Origin of the sequence: Sphingopyxis sp. LC363, from assembly GCF_000756385.1 — a bacterium.
Taxonomy (GTDB): Bacteria; Pseudomonadota; Alphaproteobacteria; order Sphingomonadales; family Sphingomonadaceae; genus Sphingopyxis.
Map to the genome: position 1 here is coordinate 13,433 of NZ_JNFC01000023.1, position 23,161 is coordinate 36,593.

The 23,161-nt window shown below is 64.6% G+C and carries 23 protein-coding genes; 11 read left to right on the top strand and 12 right to left on the bottom strand.

What is annotated here, in order from left to right; all coding sequences use genetic code 11:
• Window positions 1-54 precede the first annotated feature (54 nt).
• The 4 genes from FG95_RS09705 (at window position 55) to FG95_RS09720 (ending at window position 4,637) form a co-directional block, all read left to right on the top strand.
• Window positions 55-1,092: a 2-oxoacid:ferredoxin oxidoreductase subunit beta gene (locus FG95_RS09705; protein WP_037555565.1), complete on the top strand. Its 1,038-nt coding sequence runs from the start codon at window positions 55-57 to the stop codon at window positions 1,090-1,092.
• A 38-nt stretch (window positions 1,093-1,130) separates the two neighbouring features.
• Window positions 1,131-2,084 carry a metal-dependent hydrolase gene (locus FG95_RS09710; RefSeq protein ID WP_037555566.1) on the top strand — a complete coding sequence of 318 codons (954 nt, stop codon included), beginning with the start codon at window positions 1,131-1,133 and terminating at the stop codon, window positions 2,082-2,084.
• Between the two features lie 77 nt (window positions 2,085-2,161).
• Window positions 2,162-3,442, top strand: coding sequence for an SAM-dependent methyltransferase (locus FG95_RS09715; RefSeq protein WP_037555567.1), 1,281 nt, complete (start codon window positions 2,162-2,164; stop codon window positions 3,440-3,442).
• A gap of 19 nt (window positions 3,443-3,461) precedes the next feature.
• A complete protein-coding gene (locus FG95_RS09720) occupies window positions 3,462-4,637 on the top strand; it encodes a serine hydrolase domain-containing protein (RefSeq protein ID WP_037555568.1) in 1,176 nt (391 codons plus the stop codon).
• A gap of 38 nt (window positions 4,638-4,675) precedes the next feature.
• Here FG95_RS09720 and FG95_RS09725 read toward each other — a convergent pair whose 3' ends face one another.
• From FG95_RS09725 to purF, 3 genes are all read right to left on the bottom strand, one after another.
• Complete coding sequence (locus FG95_RS09725; protein ID WP_037555569.1) at window positions 4,676-5,062, bottom strand: hypothetical protein; 387 nt, start codon at window positions 5,060-5,062, stop codon at window positions 4,676-4,678.
• A gap of 64 nt (window positions 5,063-5,126) precedes the next feature.
• Window positions 5,127-5,861 carry an SDR family NAD(P)-dependent oxidoreductase gene (locus tag FG95_RS09730; protein ID WP_037555570.1) on the bottom strand — a complete coding sequence of 245 codons (735 nt, stop codon included), beginning with the start codon at window positions 5,859-5,861 and terminating at the stop codon, window positions 5,127-5,129.
• Window positions 5,862-5,865: 4 nt separating this feature from the next.
• The gene (gene purF / locus FG95_RS09735) at window positions 5,866-7,323 is read right to left on the bottom strand and encodes an amidophosphoribosyltransferase (protein WP_037555571.1); all 1,458 of its coding nucleotides are present in this window, start codon (window positions 7,321-7,323) and stop codon (window positions 5,866-5,868) included.
• Window positions 7,324-7,478: 155 nt separating this feature from the next.
• On the opposite strand from purF, the gene hisI reads away from it, so the two are divergent.
• The 5 genes from hisI to FG95_RS09760 all read left to right on the top strand — a co-directional run bounded on the left by hisI (window position 7,479) and on the right by FG95_RS09760 (window position 12,284).
• Entirely contained in the window at window positions 7,479-7,859 is a 381-nt protein-coding gene (gene hisI / locus FG95_RS09740; RefSeq protein ID WP_037555572.1) for a phosphoribosyl-AMP cyclohydrolase, read from the top strand.
• Window positions 7,846-8,379, top strand: a complete 534-nt coding sequence (locus FG95_RS09745) for a hypothetical protein (RefSeq protein WP_037555573.1) — start codon at window positions 7,846-7,848, stop codon at window positions 8,377-8,379. The genes hisI and FG95_RS09745 overlap by 14 nt, the downstream gene beginning before the upstream one ends.
• Before the next feature lie 66 nt (window positions 8,380-8,445).
• Entirely contained in the window at window positions 8,446-8,868 is a 423-nt protein-coding gene (locus FG95_RS09750) for a MerR family transcriptional regulator (RefSeq protein ID WP_037555574.1), read from the top strand.
• A 73-nt stretch (window positions 8,869-8,941) separates the two neighbouring features.
• Window positions 8,942-10,744, top strand: a complete 1,803-nt coding sequence (locus FG95_RS09755; protein WP_037555576.1) for an acyl-CoA dehydrogenase C-terminal domain-containing protein — start codon at window positions 8,942-8,944, stop codon at window positions 10,742-10,744.
• A gap of 46 nt (window positions 10,745-10,790) precedes the next feature.
• Window positions 10,791-12,284: a phospholipase D-like domain-containing protein gene (locus tag FG95_RS09760; protein WP_037555783.1), complete on the top strand. Its 1,494-nt coding sequence runs from the start codon at window positions 10,791-10,793 to the stop codon at window positions 12,282-12,284.
• Window positions 12,285-12,402: 118 nt separating this feature from the next.
• On the opposite strand, the gene FG95_RS09765 is transcribed toward FG95_RS09760, so the two are convergent.
• Genes FG95_RS09765 through FG95_RS09780 form a run of 4 tightly spaced genes read right to left on the bottom strand, consistent with a single transcriptional unit; the run spans window position 12,403 to window position 17,151 of the window.
• Entirely contained in the window at window positions 12,403-13,254 is an 852-nt protein-coding gene (locus FG95_RS09765) for an HpcH/HpaI aldolase/citrate lyase family protein (RefSeq protein ID WP_037555577.1), read from the bottom strand.
• Window positions 13,254-13,706, bottom strand: a complete 453-nt coding sequence (locus FG95_RS09770; protein WP_037555578.1) for a MaoC family dehydratase — start codon at window positions 13,704-13,706, stop codon at window positions 13,254-13,256. Before FG95_RS09770 ends, FG95_RS09765 begins: the two co-directional genes overlap by 1 nt.
• The gene (locus tag FG95_RS09775; protein ID WP_037555784.1) at window positions 13,706-15,547 is read right to left on the bottom strand and encodes an acetyl/propionyl/methylcrotonyl-CoA carboxylase subunit alpha; all 1,842 of its coding nucleotides are present in this window, start codon (window positions 15,545-15,547) and stop codon (window positions 13,706-13,708) included. The genes FG95_RS09770 and FG95_RS09775 overlap by 1 nt, the downstream gene beginning before the upstream one ends.
• A gap of 5 nt (window positions 15,548-15,552) precedes the next feature.
• Complete coding sequence (locus tag FG95_RS09780) at window positions 15,553-17,151, bottom strand: carboxyl transferase domain-containing protein (protein WP_037555579.1); 1,599 nt, start codon at window positions 17,149-17,151, stop codon at window positions 15,553-15,555.
• A gap of 145 nt (window positions 17,152-17,296) precedes the next feature.
• Between FG95_RS09780 and FG95_RS09785 the strand changes: the two genes are divergently transcribed.
• Complete coding sequence (locus tag FG95_RS09785) at window positions 17,297-19,390, top strand: M13 family metallopeptidase (protein WP_152567619.1); 2,094 nt, start codon at window positions 17,297-17,299, stop codon at window positions 19,388-19,390.
• 21 nt (window positions 19,391-19,411) lie between these two features.
• Here FG95_RS09785 and FG95_RS09790 read toward each other — a convergent pair whose 3' ends face one another.
• Genes FG95_RS09790 through FG95_RS09810 form a run of 5 tightly spaced genes read right to left on the bottom strand, consistent with a single transcriptional unit; the run spans window position 19,412 to window position 22,017 of the window.
• Window positions 19,412-19,699: a hypothetical protein gene (locus tag FG95_RS09790; RefSeq protein ID WP_037555581.1), complete on the bottom strand. Its 288-nt coding sequence runs from the start codon at window positions 19,697-19,699 to the stop codon at window positions 19,412-19,414.
• Window positions 19,696-20,088 carry a VOC family protein gene (locus FG95_RS09795; RefSeq protein WP_037555582.1) on the bottom strand — a complete coding sequence of 131 codons (393 nt, stop codon included), beginning with the start codon at window positions 20,086-20,088 and terminating at the stop codon, window positions 19,696-19,698. The genes FG95_RS09790 and FG95_RS09795 overlap by 4 nt, the downstream gene beginning before the upstream one ends.
• Window positions 20,085-20,504 (bottom strand): VOC family protein, encoded by a 420-nt coding sequence (locus FG95_RS09800; RefSeq protein ID WP_037555583.1) that lies wholly within the window; start codon window positions 20,502-20,504, stop codon window positions 20,085-20,087. The genes FG95_RS09795 and FG95_RS09800 overlap by 4 nt, the downstream gene beginning before the upstream one ends.
• Window positions 20,501-20,851, bottom strand: a complete 351-nt coding sequence (locus tag FG95_RS09805) for a hypothetical protein (RefSeq protein WP_052182264.1) — start codon at window positions 20,849-20,851, stop codon at window positions 20,501-20,503. The genes FG95_RS09800 and FG95_RS09805 overlap by 4 nt, the downstream gene beginning before the upstream one ends.
• Window positions 20,848-22,017 carry an isovaleryl-CoA dehydrogenase gene (locus tag FG95_RS09810; RefSeq protein WP_037555584.1) on the bottom strand — a complete coding sequence of 390 codons (1,170 nt, stop codon included), beginning with the start codon at window positions 22,015-22,017 and terminating at the stop codon, window positions 20,848-20,850. The genes FG95_RS09805 and FG95_RS09810 overlap by 4 nt, the downstream gene beginning before the upstream one ends.
• A 100-nt stretch (window positions 22,018-22,117) precedes the next feature.
• On the opposite strand from FG95_RS09810, the gene FG95_RS09815 reads away from it, so the two are divergent.
• Window positions 22,118-23,020, top strand: coding sequence for a LysR family transcriptional regulator (locus FG95_RS09815; protein WP_052182265.1), 903 nt, complete (start codon window positions 22,118-22,120; stop codon window positions 23,018-23,020).
• Window positions 23,021-23,161: the final 141 nt, after the last annotated feature.

Genomic DNA, 23,161 nt, shown 5'->3' on the forward strand with positions numbered 1-23,161 from the left:
CTATGTCCTTGGGGCCGCCGCCTTCCTTCCTATCATTCTTTTCACGGTGCTCAAATGAACGAAATGACGACCATCGCGCGCCCGACGACGCTCAAGGATTGGGAAACCGATCAGGAAGTCCGCTGGTGCCCTGGCTGCGGCGACTATGCGATCCTCAAAGCGGTGCAGCGCACGATGCCCGAGATCGGGACGGCGCCCGAGAACACCGTATTCGTCAGCGGCATCGGCTGCTCGTCGCGCTTCCCCTATTATATGGAAACCTATGGTTTCCACACGATCCACGGCCGCGCGCCGGCATTTGCGACCGGGCTGAAGCTCGCCAATCCCGAGCTCGATATCTGGATCGTCACCGGCGACGGCGACGGGCTGTCGATCGGCGGCAACCACACGATGCACCTCATTCGCCGCAATCTCGATTGCCAGATCATGTTGTTCAACAATGAGATCTACGGTCTTACGAAAGGGCAATATTCGCCGACGAGCCGCGTCGGCACCACGAGCCCTTCGACGCCCTATGGCTCGGTCGATCGTCCCGCGCAGCCCGCGGCCTTTGCATTGGGGGCGGGCGCGCGCTTCGTCGCGCGCGGCTTCGACGTGTCGAAGGAATTGCCGAATGTGCTGAAAGCCGCGCATGCGCACAAGGGCGCCGCCTTTATCGAGATTTTCCAGAATTGTATCGTCTATAACAAAGACGTGTTCGAGGATTTCGCCGCGCCCAAGGGCGCCGAAGACCGCCAGCTCTGGCTGAAGCAGGGTGAGCCGATGGTCTATGCCAAGGGCACCAAGGGTATCGCGCTCGATGCGGAGGCGCTGCATCTCAAGACCGTCGATGTCGTCGATGGCGACTGGGAAGCGGCGGGCGTGATCGTGCACGACGTCACCAACCGCAGCGTCGCGCACATGCTCGTCGAGATGCGTTTCGGCGAATTCCCGATGGCGCTCGGTATCCTCTACGACGACCCGCGCCCGACCTTCGAGGCCGATGTCGTGCGCCAGAACAAGGCGGCGGCGGAAGGCAAGAAGGCCGATCTGCAGGGACTGCTCAAAAAGGGGCAGACCTGGACGGTAACCGAGGGCGGGCCCGAACTCTGATCTGGCGGCGGCTCTCCGGGTCGGATTTATAGATTCGCATGGACAATCTGACGCATAGCCTTGTCGGCGCACTGCTGGGCCAGATGGGGCTCAAGAAAAAGACCGGCCTTGCGATGCCGACGCTGATCATCGCGGCGAACCTGCCCGATATCGACGCCGGCTGCGCGATCTACGGGATCGAATCGCTGGCGATGCGGCGCGGGATCACGCACGGGCCGATTGCCCTTCTTGTACTGCCGCTTATCCTCTGGGGGCTGATGCTCGCCTTCGACCGCTGGCAAACGCGGCGCGGCAAGCGGCCCGCCGATCGGCTGCCTCTCCATAAGGGCTGGCTGCTTGCGCTCGCCTATATCGGCTGCCTCAGTCATCCGGCGCTCGACTGGCTCAACAATTACGGCATCCGCCTCCTCGAGCCGTTCAGCCATCGCTGGTTCTATGGCGACAGCATCTTCATCATCGACCTGTGGATATGGATTGCGCTGGGCGTGTCGATTTGGATGTCCTTCCGCCGCGAACGGCGCGCGGTGGCGACCTGGCAGTTGCCGGCGTGGATCGGCTTCATCTTCGTATGCGGCTATATCTTCGCCAATGGCCTGATTACCGGGGCCGCGGAGCGGATGACGTCGCGCGCGCTCGAAGCTGGCGGGCATAAGGACGCGTTGGTCGTTGCGAGCCCGCCGCCGCTCGCATTCTGGAAACGGGACATCTTCTGGCGAACCGCCGATCGTTACGGGAATGCGAGTTTCGTGCCGGGCATTGGCGGCGAGGTCGATTTGACCGGCGCGCCGACGGGCATGGACGATCCGCGACTTGCGACCTGGGTCAGGGCCGATCCGGCGGCGCGCGCGTTCCTCTTCTGGTCGCGCATGCCCGTGGCGCAAAAGGATGGCGAGGCCATCCTGCTCCGCGACCAGCGTTTCATGCACCCACTGGCGCAGGAGCAGTTTCAGGTGCGGCTGGCCGCGCCCGATACGGCAAGCTATCCTGAATGACCGTACGCATGTGACGTCATGGCGGCGTGCGTTTCAACCGATTGTCAGCGCGGTGCGTTTGGGGCAGGAAGGTGTTAATGAACACGCATGTCAGCCCGCGCCGCGGTAAGGAACTGCTCCGCGCCGATCGCGCCTATCGCGCGGGCGGCGGGATGGCGCGGCTGATGGCGCTGGCGCCGGCGCGCATCTTCCACCATATGCTCGACAGGATCGACGCAGGGCTGGCTTACGGCACGATCGAGGGGCATCTGCCCGACGGGAGCGTCCGGCTGCTCGGCGGACGTGGAAAAGGCCCGATGGCGGTCGTCCATCTTCATAGCTGGACGGCGCTGGCGCGGCTCGCGCTGTCGGGGTCGGTTGGCTGGTATCGAGCGTTTGAGGCGCGCGAATGGTCGTCGCCCGATCCGGTGCCGCTGTTCGACCTGTTCATGCGCAATGGCGAGGCGCTGGGTAATGTCGGGCGCGCGCGGGGGCCTTGGCGCTGGCTGAACCGCGCGATCCATTGGCTTAATCGCAACGACCGCCGTGGGGCCAAACGGAACATCCATGCCCACTATGATTTAGGTAATGATTTCTATCGCTTGTGGCTCGATTCTGCGATGAATTATTCGAGCGCGCTGTTCGCCGACCCGCACCAGTCGCTCGAGGATGCGCAGGCGGCGAAGGTCGATGCGATCCTCGACCGGCTCGACCTGCGTTCGGGAAGCCGGCTGCTCGAAATCGGCTGCGGCTGGGGCGCGCTCGCCGAACGCGCGGTCGAACGGCACGACGTGCTCTATACCGGCATCACCCTGTCGCCGGCGCAGGCCGAAATCGCCGACGCGCGGCTCCACGCGGTCGACCTGTCGGGGCGTTCGCGGATCGAGCTGTGCGATTATCGCGACGCGCAGGGCCCCTATGACGCGATCGCCAGCGTCGAGATGGTCGAGGCGGTGGGCGAGGCCTATTGGCCCGCTTATCTCGACGCGATCGCGCGGCTGCTGCGTCCCGGCGGCAAGGCGGCGATCCAGTATATATTGATCAACGACGCGCTGTTCGAACGCTATGCCGCGAGCAGCGACTTCATCCAGGCCTACATCTTTCCGGGCGGCTGCCTCATCTCGGAAAGCCGCTTTCGTGCGCTCGCCGAGGCGAGGGGTCTCGCGTGGCGCGACGTGCGCCGGTTCGGCGGCGATTATGCCGAGACGTTGCGTCAATGGCGCGAACGCTTCGACGCGGCGGTCGCCGCCGAGCAACTTCCGGCGGGGTTCGATGGTCGCTTCGTGCGGCTCTGGCGCTATTATCTGCAATATTGCGAGGGCGGCTTTCGCGGCGGCGGGATCGACGTCGCGCAAGTTACGCTTGAAAAGATAGTCTGAAAACAGGGGAGGAAAGCATATGCGAAGATTTTTGGCGGCGGTGCTGCTCGGCACCGCGGCGGCGGCATGCAGCGCGCCCGCGACGACGCAAACCACCGATCAACTGCCAAAGGATCTGAATGTGCTGTTCTGGACCCAAGATCAACGCGACGCCGCTTTCCGGACGATGGAGACGGTCCCTAAGGTCGTCGTGAACACGGTGAAGTCGGGCGGGCCCGTCTATCCGCTGCCAGAGGGCACGCCGCTGGACCTTGGCGGCGATGTCGACGCCTATATGGCGAAGCAGCGCAACGCGGGGCTGGTCATCGTGCAGGACGGCAAGGTCCGCCTCCAGAAATATGCGCTCGGCTATGGCGCGGCGGGACGCTGGACGAGCTTTTCGGTCGCGAAGAGCTTCACCTCGACGCTCGTCGGTGCGGCGGTGAAGGATGGCTATATCAAGAGCCTCGACGACAAGGTTACCGCCTATATCCCCGGGCTCAAGGGCTCGGCCTATGACGATGTCTCGGTAAAGCAGCTGCTGACGATGACCTCCGGCGTCAAATGGAACGAGGATTATACCGATCCCAAGTCGGACGTCGCGCAGTTCAATCTGCAAAAGCCCGTCGCGGGCGAGGACATAACGGTCAGCTATATGAAGACCTTGCCGCGCGAAGCGCCTGCGGGATCGAAGTGGGTGTACAAGACCGGTGAGACCAATCTGATCGGCGTGCTCGTGTCGAGCGCGACGGGCAAGACGCTGTCGCAATATCTGTCCGAAAAGATCTGGCAGCCCTTTGGCATGGAGCAGGACGCGGTGTGGATGCTCGGCGCGACGGGGCACGAAATCAGCGGTTGCTGCATGTCTGCGAGCCTCAAGGATTATGCGCGCTTCGGCCAGTTCATCCTTAACGGCGGCGTCGCGGGCGGCCAGAAGGTGCTGCCCGATGACTGGCTTGCTTCGGCCACCACCAAGCAGGCGGGTATCGACGTGCCGGGGCGTGGTTACGGTTACCAATGGTGGACGAACGACGATGGCAGCTTCGCGGCGCAGGGAATCTTTGGGCAGGGAATCTTCATCGATCCCAAGCGGAAGCTGGTGATCGCGTCGAACGGCAACTGGCCGACCGCGACCGACCCCGAAGGGGTCGGCGCGGCGCGCGAGGCATTCTACAAGAGTGTCCAGGCGGCGGTGGATAAAGAGGCCGCAAACTGATTTATGTCATCCCGGCCTTGGGCGGGATGACAAAATCGCTATTCGACGACAGATGCCGCCGCGCGCTGCGCCAGCCAGACCGCCAAAAGCGGCACGAGGGCGCCCAGCGCCATGATCCACCACGCGTCGGAGAAGTCCACGGCGGTATAGAGGGCGGCGCCGATAACAGCGCCGGCGACCACCCATCCAGCGCCGGTTTCGCCGGAAATCCGCATGGCAAGCCAACTGCCTGCAAAGGTAGCCAGAAACCAGCCAACGATAAGAGCGACCGTAGAGCCGATCGGGATCAAAATTTCGCCCGTCGCAACATCATATTCAGAGGGCGAAACTTCGCTGCCGGCATATTGCGCCAGCCAGATGAGCCCGAAAGCCACGAGGATGCCGACCACAGCGGCAACCGCCGATCGAAAAAGTGTCTTGATCATTATTTCCCGCGACCTCGCAAACCCTCTTGTGTGAGCATCTTAGCGCAGGAAAACGAAGATGGCGTTAAGCTTTTTCCATGACCTTCGGCAGGGCGTGGGACGCGGTGCTGTCGAAGCCCTCGACCATCAGCTTCGCGACATATTCGCCGACCGCAGCCGGGTCCTTGATGCTTTGCGGATCCTCGCCCGGATAGGCACGCGCGCGCATCTGGGTGCGCGTGCCGCCGGGGTCGAGGATCGCTGTGCGCAGGGTAGAGATATTACGCATTTCGGCGCCATAGCTTGTCACCAGCGTCTCGAATGCCGCCTTCGACGCGGCATAGGCGCCCCAGTAGGCCCGCGGTTCGCGAGCGACGCCGCTCGACAGCGCGAGAAGGCGGCCGTTCGGCGCGCGGCGCAGCAGCGGATCGAAATTGGCGATCAGCGCCTGCTGCGCGATCAGGTTCAGCGTCAGCAGCTTGTTGAATTCCTTGCCATCGATCGCCGGGACGGGAGTCAGCGTGCCGAGCATCGCGGCGTTGAGCACGAGCATGTCGAGCTGCTGCCAGCGTTCGGCCATCGCGCTCGCGAGCCGGGCGATGCTGTCGCCATCGGTGAGGTCGAGCGGCGCGATCGTCGCGCTGCCGCCCGCGGCATGGATGCGATCCTCGAGTTCCTCGAGTCCGCCCGCCGTGCGCGCGGTGATCACGACATGCGCGCCGCGCGCCGCCAGTGCTTCGGCGATCGCTTCGCCGATGCCGCGGCTCGCCCCGGTGACGAGCGCGACCTGGCCCGCCAGTTCTTCAGACTTGTTCGTCATTGTGTCAGACAACCCGTTCGGCGAGCAGAGAAAACTGATCTTCCAGCCCATGCTCGTCGAAATCTGTGAGCGTGGTCGGATAGTCGCCGGTGAAGCAGGCATCGCAATATTTGGGGGCGTCATGCTGGCGCTCGGCTTCGCCAAGCGCGCGGTACAGGCCGTCGATCGTCAGGAAGGCCAGGCTGTCGGCGTTGATGAAATTCGCCATCTGACCGACCGTCATCTGCGCCGCGAGCAATTTCGCGCGTTCGGGCGTGTCGACGCCGTAAAAGCAGCTGTGCTGGGTCGGCGGACTCGCGATACGCATATGCACTTCGGCGGCGCCGGCGTCGCGCATCATCTGGACGATCTTCAGACTCGTCGTGCCGCGCACGATCGAATCGTCGATCAGTACGATGCGCTTGCCCGCGATCAGCGCGCGGTTGGCGTTATGCTTCAACTTGACGCCCAGGTGACGGACCTTGTCGCCGGGCTGGATGAAGGTGCGCCCGACATAGTGCGAGCGGATGATGCCGAGTTCGAACGGAATGCCCGATTCCTGCGCATAGCCGATCGCCGCGGGCGTACCCGAATCGGGCACGGGGATGACAAGGTCGGCGTCGACCGGATTTTCGCGCGCGAGCTCGGCGCCGATCGACTTGCGCACCGAATAGACGCTCGTTCCATCGACGATCGAATCGGGGCGCGAGAAATAGACATATTCAAAGATGCACGGCCGCGCCGACTGCTCGGCGAAGGGACGGTGCGAAGTCAACTGGCCGTCGCGGACGATGACGAGTTCGCCGGGTTCGACCGAGCGCACGAATTCGGCCCCGACGACGTCGAGGGCGACGGTTTCGGAGGCCAGGATATGCGCATCGCCGAGCTTGCCGATGACGAGCGGACGGATGCCCAGCGGATCGCGGCAGCCGATCATGCCCTCGGCGGTCAGGCATATCAGCGAGTAAGCACCCTCGACCTGTTTCAACGCGTCGATGAAGCGGTCGAGCAGCGAACGATAGTTCGAGGTCGCGACGAGATGGATGATCACCTCGGTATCGCTCGTCGACTGGAAGATCGAACCGCGGCGGACGAGCACCTTGCGCAGCGCCGCGGCGTTCGAGATATTGCCGTTGTGGGCGACCGCGAAGCCGCCGGTCGCGAGGTCGGCGAACAGCGGCTGGACATTGCGCAGCGCGGTCTCGCCCGTCGTCGAGTAACGGACATGGCCGATCGCCGACGCGCCCTGCAACTGGCGCATGATGTCGTCGCGGTCGAAATTGCCCGCGACATGGCCCATCGCGCGGTGGGTGTGGAAATCCTCGCCGTCAAAGGCGGTGATGCCCGCGGCTTCCTGTCCGCGGTGCTGCAGGGCGTGAAGCCCCAGCGCGACAACCGCGGCGGCGCTGTCGGCGCCGTGAATACCAAATACGCCGCACTCCTCGCGGAGCTTGTCGTCGTCGAAAGGATGGGTCGTCAGCATGTCATTCCAGGGTCGGGGCCAGGGGCAGGGGGGCAGTGACTGCGGCGCATATAGGGACGGCAATCGCAAATGTCGCCCCCCTAATCACGCATTTGTAACACAGGGTGCGCCGGACGGGGTGGCAGCGGCCTTAATCCTGCTCTAGAGCGCCATTTATGGATGATCAGCGCGACACGACCGACCGATTTCTTCCGCGTTTCGATGCCGCGGGCCTTGTCACCGCGATCGTGACCGACGCCGATAGCCATGTGCTGCTGATGGTCGCGCATATGAACGAAGAGGCGATCGCAATAACGCGCGAGACGGGGCAGGCGCATTTCTGGTCGCGCTCGCGCGGCTCGCTGTGGCGCAAGGGCGAAACCTCGGGCAACGGACTGACGATGGTCGAAATGCGCGTCGATTGCGATCAGGACGCGCTGCTGCTGCGCGTGCGGCCCGCGGGTCCCGCGTGCCATACCGGGCGCCGCTCCTGTTTCTATCGCCGCGTCGAGGCCGATGGCCGCCTGACCTTTCTGGCGGACGATGCGCAAGGCTGAAGCCCTTCTGGTGCTGGCGGCGACGCTGCTCGCGGGGTGCGGGCGGCCCGAGCCCGATACGAAAGGGATCGACGCGCGCAATCCGTTAGAGGTCGCGGCGCGCGAGCGCGGCGTCGTCCGTCCCGAAACGGACTCGCCGGTCGGCGTGTTCGAGCGCCGGCACGACCTCGGCCGCGACGCGATGTGCGTCGTTCCCGACGGGACCGGGAAATGGCGCTTCGCGGTCACCGCCTCCTTCGGAACGACCCTGTCCTGCCTTGCGACCGGGACGATGGCGCGCGAGGGCGACAAATGGCGGATGCGCTTCGCCGGTGCGGAGGGCTGCGAGGCGCTGGTGCACGAGGAAGAGGATGAATTGCGCCTGCCGGGCCGCCTGCCGCCGCAATGCGCGCGGCTGTGCCCGAACCGCGCCTCGCTTTCGGGTTTGCGGCTGCCGCGCGCGAGCTGGTCGGCGGACGATGCGAGGGACTTGCGGATCACCGAGCGAAGCGGCAATATGACGCATCCCTGCGCGGGCTGACCTGTCCTGAAATCGGCCGATCCGGCGCTATTGACGTTCACGTCAACGGAAACTAGTTTCCTCGGCATGACCGAACCCTACGGCCACGCCCATATCGATACGCCCGATCATCTGGGGCGCGAGCAATTCAGTATCACCGACCTGTCGACCGAGTTCGGGGTGACGGCGCGTGCGCTGCGTTTCTATGAGGATGAAGGCCTGATCAGCCCGTCGCGCAAGGGGCTGTCGCGTATCTATTCGAAGCGCGATCGCGCGCGGCTCGCGTGGATATTGCGCGCGAAGCGCACCGGGTTCAGCCTTGCCGACATTCGCGAGATGATCGACCTTTACGACGTCGGCGACGGCCGCAAATTGCAGCGGCAGGTGACGATCGAAAAATGCGAGGAACGCATTGCGTTGCTCCGCCGCCAGCGCGACGATATTGACAGCGCTGTAGATGAGCTGTCACGCTTCATCGATACGGTGAAGAAAGTCGACGCGGGCCAATAGGCCGCACGGCTGCTGACCCTCTGCCTCTCCCCAGGCAAGTTGACATCGAAACTGCTTTTCAGAAGGATTTCCCATGCCCGTCTATCGCGCTCCCGTGCAGGACACGCTGTTTCTTCTCAACGACGTGCTCGGGATCGAGCGTTATTCGAACCTGCCCGGTTTCGCCAATGCGACCCCCGACATGATCGAGGCGGTGCTGACCGAGGCGGGAAAATTCTGCGAGGAAGTGCTGTTTCCGATCAACCAGTCGGGCGACCTCGAAGGTTGCACGCGCCACGACGACGGGTCGGTGACGACGCCCAAGGGATTCAAGGAAGCGTATAAGGCCTATTCGGAAGCCGGCTGGGGCCTGCTCACCGCGCCCGAGGAATTCGGCGGGCAGGGATTGCCGCATGTGATCGGTTTTCCGGTCGAGGAATATCGCAACGCCGCCAATCAGGCGTTCGCCATGTATCCGGGACTGACGCAGGGCGCGACCGCGGCGATCCTCGTCAAGGGGTCGGACGAGCAGAAGGCGACCTATGTGCCCAAGATGATCGCGGGCGACTGGGGCGGGACGATGAACCTGACCGAGCCGCATTGCGGCACCGATCTTGGCCTCATCCGCACGCGGGCGGTGCCGAACGGCGACGGCAGCTATGCCGTCACCGGCACCAAGATTTTCATTTCGTCGGGCGAGCACGACCTCACCGAGAATATCATCCACCTCGTCCTCGCCAAGACCCCCGACGCCCCCGACAGCGTCAAGGGCATCTCGTTGTTCATCGTGCCCAAGTTCCTCGTCAATGACGACGGCTCGCTCGGCGACCGCAACACGCTGTCGTGCGGGTCGATCGAGCACAAGATGGGCATCCATGCCAATTCGACATGCGTCATGAACTATGATGGCGCGAAGGGCTGGATGGTCGGCGAGGAGAATAAGGGGCTCGCCGCGATGTTCGTGATGATGAACGCCGCGCGCCTCGGCGTCGGCATCCAGGGGCTCGGCCAGGCCGATGTCGCCTATCAGAACGCCGTGCAATATGCACAGGATCGCCGTCAGGGCCGCGCTCTCACCGGGCCCAAGGATCCGCAAGAAAAGGCCGATCCGCTGTTCGTCCACCCCGATGTGCGCCGCATGTTGATGGACGGCAAGGCGACGGTCGAGGGGCTGCGCGCGCTCTGCACCTGGGGGGCGCTGCAGGTCGACCTCGCGCATGTCGCCGAGAGCGAGGAGGAGCGCCAGCGCGCCGACGATCTGGTCAGTCTGCTCACTCCGGTCATCAAGGGCTATGGCACCGACAAGGGCTATGAGGTCGCGACCAATGCGCAGCAGGTGTTCGGTGGCCACGGCTACATCGAAGAACAGGGCATGTCGCAGTATGTCCGCGATGCGCGCATCACGATGATCTACGAAGGCGCCAACGGGGTGCAGGCGATGGACCTCGTCGGCCGCAAGCTCGCGCAAAATGGCGGGCGCGCCATCCAGGCTTTCTTCGCGATCGTCGACGAGGAATGCGGCCGCGCCAAGGGTGATGAGGCGCTTGCCGATTTCGCGGGCCGGCTCGAAAAGGCCAATGGCGAGCTCAAGGCCGCGACGATGTGGTTCATGCAAAATGGCATGGCGAACCCCAACAATGTCGGCGCCGGCGCGCATCACTATATGCACATATTGGGGATCGTCGCCTTGGGCTCGATGTGGCTTATGATGGCCGAAGCGGCGCAGAAGGCGCTCGCCGAGGGACGCGGCAACAAGGCGTTCCTCGAAGCCAAGCTCGTCACCGCGCGCTATTTCGCCGAACGCTTTCTGCCCGACGCCGGGTCGCTCCGCCGCAAGATCGAGGCGGGCAGCGACGCGATGATGGCGCTGACGCCCGAGCAGTTCGTCGCAGCCTGATCGATAGGACTTGCAACTATCGCCGCCATCATGCGTGGTGGCGGCGATGGGGACAGAGCTTGCACCAATAGTCGTCGAAGGCCGCAATTGCTGGCGGATAGAACGCGCCGAAAAGGCGCGCATGATTGTCGATGCGGCGGACTATTACGCGCTGCTCGAACGACTGATGGCCGACGCGAAACAGCGTATCCTGCTCATCGGCTGGGACTTCGACCCGCGCATCGCGCTCAAGCCCGGCAAGGACGGCAAGGGCGAACCGCTCGGCGACTATTTGCTTCGTCTCGCAAAGGAAAAGCCCGATCGCGATATCGACATATTGCGCTGGAATTTCGGTGCGCTGAAACAATTCGCGATGCCGCGCATCCTGTCGATGGTCGCGCGCTGGAAATTGACGCGATCGATCAGCTTCCGCCTCGACAGCGCGCATCCCGTCGGGTGCAGCCATCACCAGAAGGTCGCGGTGTTCGACGACCATCTCGCCGTGTGCGGCGGCATCGACGTCGGGTCGCGCCGCTGGGATACCCGCGATCACAAGGATGGCGATCCGCACCGCACCGCGCCCGACGGCAAGGCCTATATGCCGTGGCACGACAGCACGATGATCTTGGCGGGGCCGGTCGGCAACGCGCTCGCCGACCTCGGTAATGAACGCTGGCAACGCGCGACGAAAAAGCCGCTCCGCGATCTGACGGGCAAGGGCGAGAATTGGCCCGACGATCTGGAGCCCGACTTCGAGGGCGTCGATGTCGCCATTTCGCGCACGCGCGCCGAATATGACGGTTATGGCGAAATCCGCGAGATCGAACAGCTCTATCTCGACATGATCGCGGCGGCGAAACACTTCATCTATTTCGAAAACCAGTACTTCACCTGCGCCAAGATCGCCGCCGCGATCGCCGAGCGGCTCGACGAGGACGACGCGCCCGAATTCGTGATGGTGATGCCCGAGACGGCCGATGGCTGGCTCGAACAGATGGCGATGGACGCCGCGCGCGTGCAGCTCGTCCGCGAAATCGCGAAAGCGAAGCATGGCGACCGTTTGAAGGTCTATTTCCCGCGGACGGCAAAGGGCGATCCCATCTATGTCCACGCCAAGACCGCGGTGATCGACGACCGGATGATCCGCGTCGGCTCCGCCAATATGAACAATCGCTCGATGGGGCTCGACAGCGAATGCGACGTGACGATCGACGCCGCCTTGCCCGCGAACGCCGGCGCCGGCCCTGCGATCCGGCGCCTGCGCGAATCGCTGATCGCCGAGCATCTGGACGTTGATCCGGCCGAGGTCGGCAGCCGGTTCGATGCGACAGGATCGCTGATCGCGACGATCGAGGCGCTTCGCGGCAGCGGGCGGTCGCTCGAGCTGCTCGATCTGACCAAGCCGGGTCCGTTCGACGAATTCATCGCCGAGAATGAATTGCTCGATCCGACGAGCCCCGACGACATGTTCGAAAGCCTGACCGAGCGCGGCCTCAGGAAAAGCTGGCATCGCGGCAAGTCTTGGATGAAGCGGCATCGGCCCTTTCGGCGCAAGGCCTAGGTCGGGTCGGACAAAATCACCGCTTCCTATCTCGTCATCCCGGCGAAGGCCGGGATCTCGTCGGTGCGGCAACACGATAGGGTGAGATCCCGGCCTTCGCCGGGATGACGATGAATAATCAATCCGCCAGCGACAGGATATGATGCGCCTGCTTGAGGTGCGGTGCGTCGACCATCTTGCCGTCGACCTGGAGCACGCCGACGCCGGGGTTGGCCGCGAACGCATCGACGATCGCCTGCGCGCGCGCCACCTCGTCGGTCGAGGGGGTAAAGGCGGCGTTGATCGGGCCGACCTGCGACGGGTGGATCGCCATCATGCCGGTAAAGCCGTCGCGCCGCGCGCGCGCGGCATAGGCGCCAAGGCCGGCCTCGTCCTTGATCGCGGGAAAAACGGTGTCGATCGCGGCGGTATTCGCGCCATGCGCGGCGAACAGCGTCAGCGCGCGCGCGGTCTCATAGGGCGAGGTATAACTGCCGTCGTCGTTCCGGCTGGTCGTCGCGCCGATTGCGGCAGGCAGATCTTCGGCGCCCCAAGTCAGGCCGAGCAGCCGGTCCTTCACTTCGCGGTAGCTGCCGAGGGTGAAGATAGCGGCGGGCGTCTCGGTCGCGATCGGCAGCACGGCGGGCAGCGAGGCGCCCTGCGCCGATTCGCTGCGCAGCACGGTGTCGAGCTGAAGGATGCTTGGCGCGCCTTCGGCTTTGGGCAGCATGATCGCGTCGGGACGCGCGCCCGCGATCGCGGCGACGTCGGCGGCCGTCATATGGCCGTCGAGCGGGTTGACGCGCACCAGCGTGATGACCTCGCGCTCGCCGGCCAGATAATCGGCGATCGCGGCGCGCGCCGTCTCCTTGTTCGCGAGCGCAACCGAATCCTCAAGGTCGAGGATGATCGCGTCGGCACCCGAGGCCGCCGCCTTGGCAAAGCGTTCGGGCCGGTCGCCCGGGACGAAGAGGAGGGAACGGAGGCGCATCAGGCGTCCTTTTTCTTGATGAGCGCGGAGCGTTCGCACTGGCAGACGATCTCGCCCTGCTGGTTGATCGCGCGGTGCAGGAAGGTCACGATACCTGCATTCGGCCGCGATTTCGATTCCTTGAGGCCGATGACCTCACTTTCCGCGCGCAGCGTGTCGCCGATGAACACCGGCTTCGGCATGACGAGCTTGTCGTAACCAAGGTTCGCGACGAGCGTTCCGAGCGTCGTATCGCCGACCGACAGCCCGACCATCAGGCTGAAGGTGAAGGTGCCGTTGACGAGGATTTGGCCGAACTCCGAAGCTTTCGCCGCCTCGATGTCGAGGTGGAGCGGCTGCGGATTATGCGTCATCGTCGTGAACAGCAGATTGTCGGTCTCGGTCACGGTGCGGCGGATGTCGTGCGCCAGCGTGTCGCCGATCTGCCATTCGTCGAAATATTTGCCGGCCATTATGCTTCTTCCTTCTCGATTTTCGCGAGCAGCGCCTCGACCTGAACCTGTGCGCCGGCACTCGCATTGAGTTCGGCGACGACACCGTCGAACGGCGCGGTCAGGCTGTGCTCCATCTTCATCGCTTCGAGCGTCAGCAATTTCTGCCCCTTGGTCACCTTGTCGCCCGCGGCGACGTCGACCGCGATGACCTTGCCGGGCATCGGCGACAGGATCGCGCCGTCGCCGGCGGCTCCGCCCGCGCTCGCGTCGGCGCGCCATGGCGCGAGCTGCCACACCGACCCAGCCTCGGCGACGAGCATCGCGGGGGCAGGTGCTTCGGCGCCGGGGCCATGCAGTTCGACCTCGACGCGCTTGCCGTCGAGCAGGAACGGCGCGCTGCGCACATCGGCCGCATTGAGACGGAAGCCCGATTGCAGCGCGCGCGGCACCATCGCCATCGCGGCGTTGGTGAGCGCTTGGCTCGTCGGCACCGGCTCCTCGGCCATCGCGTCGCCGTCGCGGCCGATCAGGCCGGTATCGACGGTGCCAGCGACGAAATCGGGATGATCGAGCGCATTGATCAGGAACGCCGAGTTGGTTTTTACTGGCCAGATCGCGCTGTCCTCTAGCATTTCCGACAACAGTTCGCGCGCTTCCTCGCGGTCCTCGCCCCACGCGATGACCTTCGCGATCATCGGGTCATAGAAGGGCGAGACTTCGGCGCCCTCATAGACGCCGGTGTCGACGCGGCCGCTATGTTCGGGAAGCTGGAAGAGTTCGAGCGTGCCGATCGAGGGCAAGAAGCCCTTGGCAGGGTCCTCCGCATAAAGCCGTGCTTCCATCGCCCAGCCGTTGATCGCGAGCTCGTCCTGTTTGAGCGGGATGGGCTCACCCGACGCGACGCGGAGCTGCCATTCGACGAGGTCGATCCCGGTGATCTCTTCGGTCACCGGATGCTCGACCTGAAGCCGCGTGTTCATCTCCATGAACCAGATGCGGTCGGCGCGAAGGCCCTCCGACGCGTCGGCGATGAACTCGATCGTCCCCGCACCGACATAGTCGACCGCCTTCGCGGCGCGGACCGCAGCGGCGCAGAGTTCGGCGCGCGTCGCCTCGTCCATGCCGGGGGCAGGGGCTTCCTCGATCACCTTCTGGTGGCGGCGCTGAAGCGAACAGTCTCGCTCGAACAGGTGGACGACATTGCCGTGGGTGTCGCCGAAAACCTGCACCTCGATATGGCGCGGGGTCAGGATATATTTCTCGATCAGCACATGGTCGTTGCCGAACGAGGCGGCCGCCTCACGCTGGCACGACGCGAGCATGTCCGCAAAATCGGCCGCAGCGTCGACCTTGCGCATCCCCTTGCCGCCGCCGCCCGCGACCGCCTTGATCAGCACGGGGTAGCCGATCCCGGCCGCCTGTTCGGCGAGGAAAGCGGGATCCTGATTTTCGCCCATATAGCCCGGCGTCACCGGCACTCCGGCGTCGGCCATCAGCTTCTTCGCGGCGTCCTTCAGCCCCATCGCGGTGATCGACGAGGGCTTCGGTCCAACCCACACGAGCCCCGCATCGGCGACCGCCTGCGCGAACTCGGCGTTCTCGGACAGGAAGCCATAGCCCGGATGGATCGCCTCGGCGCCGGTCGCCTTGGCGGCGGCGATGATCTTTTCGCCGATCAGATAGGATTCGCGCGCCGGCGAGGGTCCGATATGCACGGCCTCGTCGGCCTCGCGCACATGCAGCGCCTTGGCGTCGGCATCCGAGTAGACCGCAACGGTTCTTATGCCCATCTCGCGCGCGGTGCGGATGATGCGACAGGCGATTTCGCCACGATTGGCGATGAGGAGGGAGGTGATCATCGTCATTACATCCTGAACACGCCGAAACCGCGGTCTTCGACCGGGGCGTTCAACGTCGCGGAGAAGGCCAGCCCCAGCACGTCGCGGGTCTGCGCGGGGTCGATGATGCCATCGTCCCACAGGCGCGCGGTGGCGTGATAGGGGTTGCCTTCGTCCTCATATTTCTGGCGGATCGGCGCCTTGAAGGCCTCGGCTTCCTCCGCCGTCCATTTGTCGGCGTCGCGGTGGACCGTGGCCAGCACCGACGCCGCCTGTTCGCCGCCCATCACGCTGATCCGCGCATTGGGCCAGGTGAAGAGGAAGCGTGGGCTATAGGCGCGCCCGCACATCCCATAATTGCCCGCGCCGAAGCTGCCGCCGATCAGCACGGTAATCTTCGGCACCGTTGCGGTTGCGACCGCGGTCACCAGCTTCGCGCCATGCTTGGCGATGCCCTCGGCCTCATATTTGCCGCCGACCATGAAGCCCGAGATATTCTGAAGGAAGAGCAGTGGAATGCGGCGTTGCTGCGCCAGTTCGATGAAATGCGCGCCCTTGACCGCGCTCTCGCTGAACAGCACGCCATTGTTCGCGAGGATCGCGACCGGAATGCCCCAGATATGCGCGAAGCCGCAAACGAGCGTGCTGCCGTAATTCGCCTTGAACTCGTGAAACTCGCTGCCGTCGACGATGCGCGCAATCACCTCGTGTACGTCATAGGGTGCGCGCACATCCTGCGGAATGATGCCGTAGAGCTCCTCGGCGTCATATTTCGGCGGCCGCGGGTCCTTCATTTCGACCTTGAAACCTTCGTCGGCGCCGAGATGACTGACGATATCGCGCACGATGGTCAGCGCATGCTCGTCATTCTCGGCGAGGTGGTCGACGACGCCCGATTTCTTCGCGTGCAGGTCGCCGCCGCCAAGATCCTCGGCGCTGATCTCTTCGCCCGTCGCTGCCTTCACCAGCGGCGGACCAGCGAGGAAGATCGTGCCTTGATTGCGCACGATGACGGTTTCGTCGCTCATCGCGGGAACGTAAGCGCCGCCCGCGGTGCAGCTTCCCATCACGCACGCGATCTGCGGGATACGCTTCGCCGACATATTCGCCTGGTTGAAGAAGATGCGCCCGAAATGGTCGCGGTCGGGAAAGACCTGATCCTGATGCGGCAGGTTCGCGCCGCCGCTGTCGACTAGGTAGATGCAGGGCAGGCGGTTCGCCTCGGCGATCTCCTGCGCGCGAAGATGCTTCTTCACCGTCATCGGATAATAGGTGCCGCCCTTCACCGTCGCGTCGTTGCAGACGATCATCGCCTGCCGCCCTGATACGCGCCCGATGCCAGCAATCATCCCCGCGCCGGGGATTTCGCCGCCATACATGTCGCACGCGGCGAGCTGGCCGATCTCGAGGAAGGGCGAGCCCGGATCGAGCAGCCGCTCGACGCGCTCGCGCGGCAGCAGCTTGCCGCGGCTCGTGTGTCGCTCGCGCGACTTTTCGTTGCCGCCGAGGCCGGCCTCGGCGACGCGCGCATAAAGCTCGTCGCGCAAGCCGCGATTGTGCGCGGCATTGGCGCGGAACGCGTCGCTTTCGCTATTCACCATCGTGCCCAGAACAGGTGCGCTCACGTCTCGAATTCTCCTCTGAAGTCGGGCCGGACTATCCCGCCGCTCGTCGAGCGACAAGGACCGCAGGCCGAAAATGGTTGGCGTTGAAACCGGTTCGTCACAGGCCTATGCCCCCTGCATGCCCGTTAGAAACAAGGTCATTCCCATGAAAAAAGCCGTCTTCGCCATCTTGCTTTCGACCGCCGCGATCGTCGGGGGGCCCGTCGCCTGTTCGAAGGGCGACCAGACTGACCAGGCCGACGCCAGCTACACTGTCGGCACCGAACTCGGGATCAGCAAGGCCGCGATGGACACGAGCGTAAAGCCCGGCGACGACTTTTACGCCTATGCCAACGGCAATTGGCAAAGAACGACCGAGATTCCTGCCGACCGTTCGTCGATCGGCGCCTTCTACATCGCCTTCCTCGAAACCGAGAAGCGCGTCCGCGAACTCGTCGGCGCGATCGTCCAGAAGGGCGGCGAGCCGACCACCGACGAAGGGCGCATCGCGGCCTTCTACAAGGCCTATATGAACACCCAGGCGATCGACGCGACGGGTATCAAACCGGTCGCCGCCGACCTCGCGCGCTTCGCCGCGATCACCGACAAGGCGGCGCTGTCGAGGGTCCTCGGCGAACAGACCCGCGCCGACGTCGACCCCCTCAACGCCACCGATTTCGGCACCGAAAATCTCTTCGGCATCTTCGTGACACAGGGGCTCGCGACGCCGGGCGACGTGATTCCCTATATGCTGCAGGGCGGCCTCGGGCTTCCCGAGCGCGAATATTATCTGTCGTCCGACCCCAAGATGGCGAAGATCCGCACCGACTATCAGGCCTATATCGAAAAGCTGCTGAGCGCGGCGGGGCAGAGCGACGCGGCGGCGAAGGCCAAGCGCATCTACGACCTCGAACTCAAGATCGCGCGCGCGCACGCCAGCCGCGAACAGAGCGAGGACTTTACCCAATCGGCCGACGTCTGGACGAAGGCCGATTTCGCCAAGAAAGCGCCGGGCATCGACTGGGGCGCCTGGTTCGCTGCGGCCGGACTCGACAAGGCCGGCAAGTTCGGTGCCTATCACGCGAACGCGATCACCGGCCTGTCGGCGCTTGTGGCGTCGGAGCCGCTCGATGCGTGGAAGGACTGGCTGACGTTCCATCAGATCAACAGCCATAGCGACGTGCTGCCGAGCGCGATCGACAATGCCCACTTCGCCTTTTACGGCACGACGCTTGCGGGCACACCGCAGCAGCGCAGCCGCGACAAGCGCGCGCTCGACGCGCTGAACACCGACCTCGGCGACGCGGTCGGCCGCGTCTATGCCGAGAAATATTTCCCCGCCTCCGCCAAAGCCGAAGTCGGCGACATGGTGAAGGGGATCAAGGCGGCGTTTGCGACGCGCGTAAACGGCATTGACTGGATGGCGCCTGAAACCAAGAGGGAAGCGATCAAGAAGGTCGAAACGATCGTCGTCGGCGTCGGCTATCCCGAAAGCTGGCGCGACTATGGCAGCTACAGCGTCAGCGCGACCGACGCCTATGCGAACGAGATTGCGGGCGAGAAGGCCGAATATGCCCACCAGCTCGCGAAGATCGGCAAGCCGATGGACAAGGCCGAATGGTGGATGACCCCGCAGACGGTCAACGCGGTCAACCTGCCCGTGCAGAACGCGCTGAACTTCCCCGCCGCGATCCTCCAGCCGCCCTTCTTCAACGCCAAGGCCGACCCGGCCTATAATTACGGCGCGATCGGAGCGGTGATCGGCCACGAGATCAGCCACAGCTTCGACAATAATGGCGCGGCGTTCGACTCGACCGGCGCGCTGCGCAATTGGTGGACCGCCGCCGACCTCAAGAAGTTCGAGGAAGCGGGGTCGGTGCTGGCCGCGCAATATGACAGCTACAAGCCGTTCCCCGACCTTGCGGTGAACGGCAAGCTGACGCTGGGCGAGAATATCGCCGACGTCGCGGGTCTTCAGGCGGCGTATGACGCGTATCGCGCGTCGCTGAACGGCAAGGAAGCGCCGGTGATCGGCGGCTTCACCGGCGACCAGCGCTTCTTCATCGCCTATGCGCAGACCTGGGCGACCAAGATGCGCGACGAGGCGCTTCGCGCGCGCGTCGCGACCGACGGCCACGCACCTGGCAATTACCGCGCGCTCACCGTCCGCAACCTCGACGCCTGGTACAAGGCGTTCGACGTCAAGGAAGGCGACAAGCTCTACCTCGCGCCCGACAAGCGCGTCCGCGTCTGGGGCTGATGACGGGCAAGGGCGGGGCACTTAGTCGGTCCCGCCTTGGCTCGCCGGCTCGCCGGGCTTTTCCTTCAGGACCAGATAGCGATAGACGCCGACGCAGTTGATGCAGAGCAGGGCGATATTCTGCCACCCGATGCCCTCGCTGTCGGGTTGCAGGAAGCCCCAGCCGATCAGTGCGAGGCTGCTCGTCACGAAGATGACGAACGCCCAGCCGGTCCAGCGCCGCCCGAGGTTGAGCGAAACGAGCAGCGCTGCGAGCGTCGCCGCCCCCGCGCCATAATATTGCAGGATGTCGAGCAGCCCCTGGCTCACCGGCGATCGACCAGATTGCTGACCTCGACGAGATTGCCGTCGGGATCATGGAAATAGAGCGAGTCGATCGTCCCGGTCGCGCCGTCGCGCAATCCCGCGTCGATGATGGCAACGCCCTGTGCTTCCAGATGCGCCCGCCATTCAGCCACCGGCGTATCGCTGAGCAGGCAGAAATTGCCGCTGCCCGGCACGGTATCGCGCGCGATGGTCGGGCTGTTGGCGGCATCCTGAAGACTGATCTTGTTTTCGCCGAATTGCAGCGAATATTTGCCGGGCCGCTCCTCGCGCGCGGTCATGCCCAAAACGCGCTCGTAGAAATCTCGCGTCGCGGCGACGTGGCGCACGCACAGCACGATATGATCGAAACCGGTGACGCGAAATTCGGTCATGCGCTTGTTGCCCCGAAAACATACTCAAGCTTCAGCCCGTCGGGATCGGCAAAAAAGACCGCATAATAGGTTGGGCCGTAACGCGGGTAGTCGGCGGGCGCGTCGAGGATCGTCGCGCCGATGCCGCGCAGCAGATCGTGCAGCGCGTCGACGTCCTCGCGGCTCTCCGCCGCCCATGCGAGGTGATGCAGACCCGGCGAATAGCGGTCGTGTATCCTCGCGGCTCCGTCACCCCGCGCCTCGACGATGCCGATCGAATGGAAGGGCTCCCCGTCGCGGTCCCAGTCGCTGCCACGCTCGTCGTCGGCCGAGCGGCGATAGCCGAGGAAGCCAAGCACAGCGTCATAGAATGGACGCGACCGCTCTTTGTCGGCGACCGTCAGGTCAATGTGATGGACGAGCCCGCGCATGGTCATGCCAACGCGCCGATCAAGGCAAGGATGCCCGCGCCGGCGAGCGCCGGCCATGCGACATGGCGGCCCTTCGTATAGGCGGCATCGAACAGCCCCGAGGCAAGCCATCCGCCGCCGATGACGATCAATACACCCTTGGGCGTGCCGGGCCATGCGACCGCTGCCGCCGAAATAAGCATCAGCACCGACGTCGCATGCCATGCGAAGCGGATGATCCGGCGCGTCAGCGGGTCGGCAAGCGAGCCCGCCTCGCCGCGCAACAACGGCACCATCATCCGACGATAGCCGAGCACCGAATGAACCCCGGCCGTCGTCACCATGAAGGCGGTCGACAGCCAGAGCCAGATCACGCGCCGGCGCCGATCAGTTCGCGGCCGATCAGCATGCGGCGGATCTCGTTCGTGCCCGCGCCGATGTCGAGCAGCTTGGCGTCGCGCCAGTAGCGTTCGACCGGCCAGTCCTTGGTGTAGCCCGCGCCGCCCAAGGCCTGGATCGCTTCGCCCGCGACCTTCACGGCATTCTCGCTCGCGAGCAGGATCGCGCCCGCGGCGTCGAAGCGCGTCGTCTGCCCCGCGTCGCATGCCTTGGCGACATTATAGACATAGGAGCGCGCCGACTGGAGCATCACATACATGTCGGCGACCTTCGCCTGCATCAGCTGGAACGATCCGATCGGCTTGCCGAACTGCTTGCGCTCGCGAACATAGGGGATGACCGTATCGAGGCACGCCTGCATGATACCGAGCTGGAGCCCGGCGAGCACGACGCGTTCGTAATCGAGCCCCGACATCAGCACGCCGACGCCGCCATTCTCGGGCCCCATGACCTGTTCTTCGGACACTTCGCAGTCGGTGAAGACAAGCTCGGCGGTCGGCGAGCCGCGCATACCGACCTTGTCGATCTTTTGCCCGATGGCGAAACCCGGCATGTCCTTTTCGACCAGGAAGGCGGTGATGCCGCGCGATCCCGCTTCGGGGCTGGTCTTGGCATAGACGACCAGCGTGTCGGCGCAGGTCGCATTGGTGATCCAGAATTTGGTGCCGTTGAGGACGTAGCCGCCCTGAACCTTGTCGGCCTTCAGCTTCATCGACACGACGTCGCTGCCGGCGCCCGCTTCGGACATCGCAAGGCTGCCGACATGCTCGCCCGAGATCAGCTTGGGGAGATATTTCGCCTTTTGCGCGGCGTTGCCCCAGCGGCGGATCTGGTTGACGCAAAGGTTCGAGTGCGCGCCGTAGGAAAGGCCGATCGCTGCGCTCGCGCGGCTCACTTCCTCGACCGCGATGACATGCTCGAGATAGCCGAGCCCGAGCCCGCCGAACTCTTCCTCGACGGTGATGCCGTGCAGGCCAAGCTCGCCCATCGCCGTCCACAGCTCGTCGCGCGGAAACCAGTCCTGCGCGTCGGCCTTGGCGGCGAGCGGCGCGATCCGTTCGTCGGCGAAGCGGGCGGTGGTGTCACGGATCATCTCGGCGGTTTCGCCGAGCGCGAAGTCGAAATCGGGAGTGGCGCGCATGGGGGACCTATCGACGGAGGGCGGGATTGCGCGCGAGTGTGCATCAAAATTCAATCATAGGGAAATTGAAACGAATGCACATTTATCATAAGTAAAATCTATGATTAAACGTGCGCACATCCGCCAATTCCTCGCCGTGGTCGACGCGGGCAGTTTCACGCAGGCCGCGCTCCGCATTCGCGTGACCCAACCGGCGCTGTCGACCGGGATCGCCGAACTCGAAAAGCTCGTCGGCACCCCGCTCTTCATCCGCAACCGCCGCCAGATCCGGCTGACCGAGGCGGGCGGGCGCTTCCTGCCGATCGCGCGCGACCTCGAACGCGGCTTTCGCGCCGCCGACGGCTTCGGCCGCGACGCCGACCGGCAGGCGGTCGAACTCAAGCTCGGCATCATCCGCTCGGCGCCGGGCGAATTGCTGCAGGCGATCGCCGCCGCGTTGCGCCCGGGCTTTTCGATCGAACTCGTCGAAAACAGTGATTCCGAGCTACGCTCGGCGCTGGGCAGCGGCCGGCTCCATATGGCGCTTGTTCCGCTGCGCGATGGCGAGCGCGGCGAGCATGTCGTGCCGCTCTACGAGGAACCGCTTGCGATGTTCGTCGCGGCGGACCATCCGCTCGCGGGGCGGATCGAGGTCGGGCCCGAGGAACTCGCCGCCGAGACGATGATCGCGCGCCGCTCGTGCGAATTTCTCGGCGCGACGAGCCGCTTCTTCACGCGCCACGGCGTTCGTCCGCGCTTTGCGTTGCGCAGCGAAAGCGACGAGCGCTGCCTGCGCATGGTCGCGGCCGGCGTCGGCATCACCACCGCGCCGATGTCGCTCGCGATCGAGGGCATCGTTCCGCTCAAGGTCGCGGGCTATGACTTTCGCCGTGAACTCGGGCTGCTGCTCGCTCCGGCGTGGCGTGCGCTGCCCGAGGTGGCGCCGCGCCTTGCGCATGCGCTTGAAACGATCGGTGCAATCGCGGCCGAATGGCGCCGGTCGCGGGTCGACGCCGCTGCCTGACGCGAGACCTCCCAAGTCTGGCTTGCAGCGCCGAAAGGCCATAACGTTTGCCCGCCAACGTCGCGCGGAGCTACGGCGGCCTCATCCACCCCGTCCGTTTGGACGTATGACGGAATTTGAAATAGCCTATTCCGCTGGCGC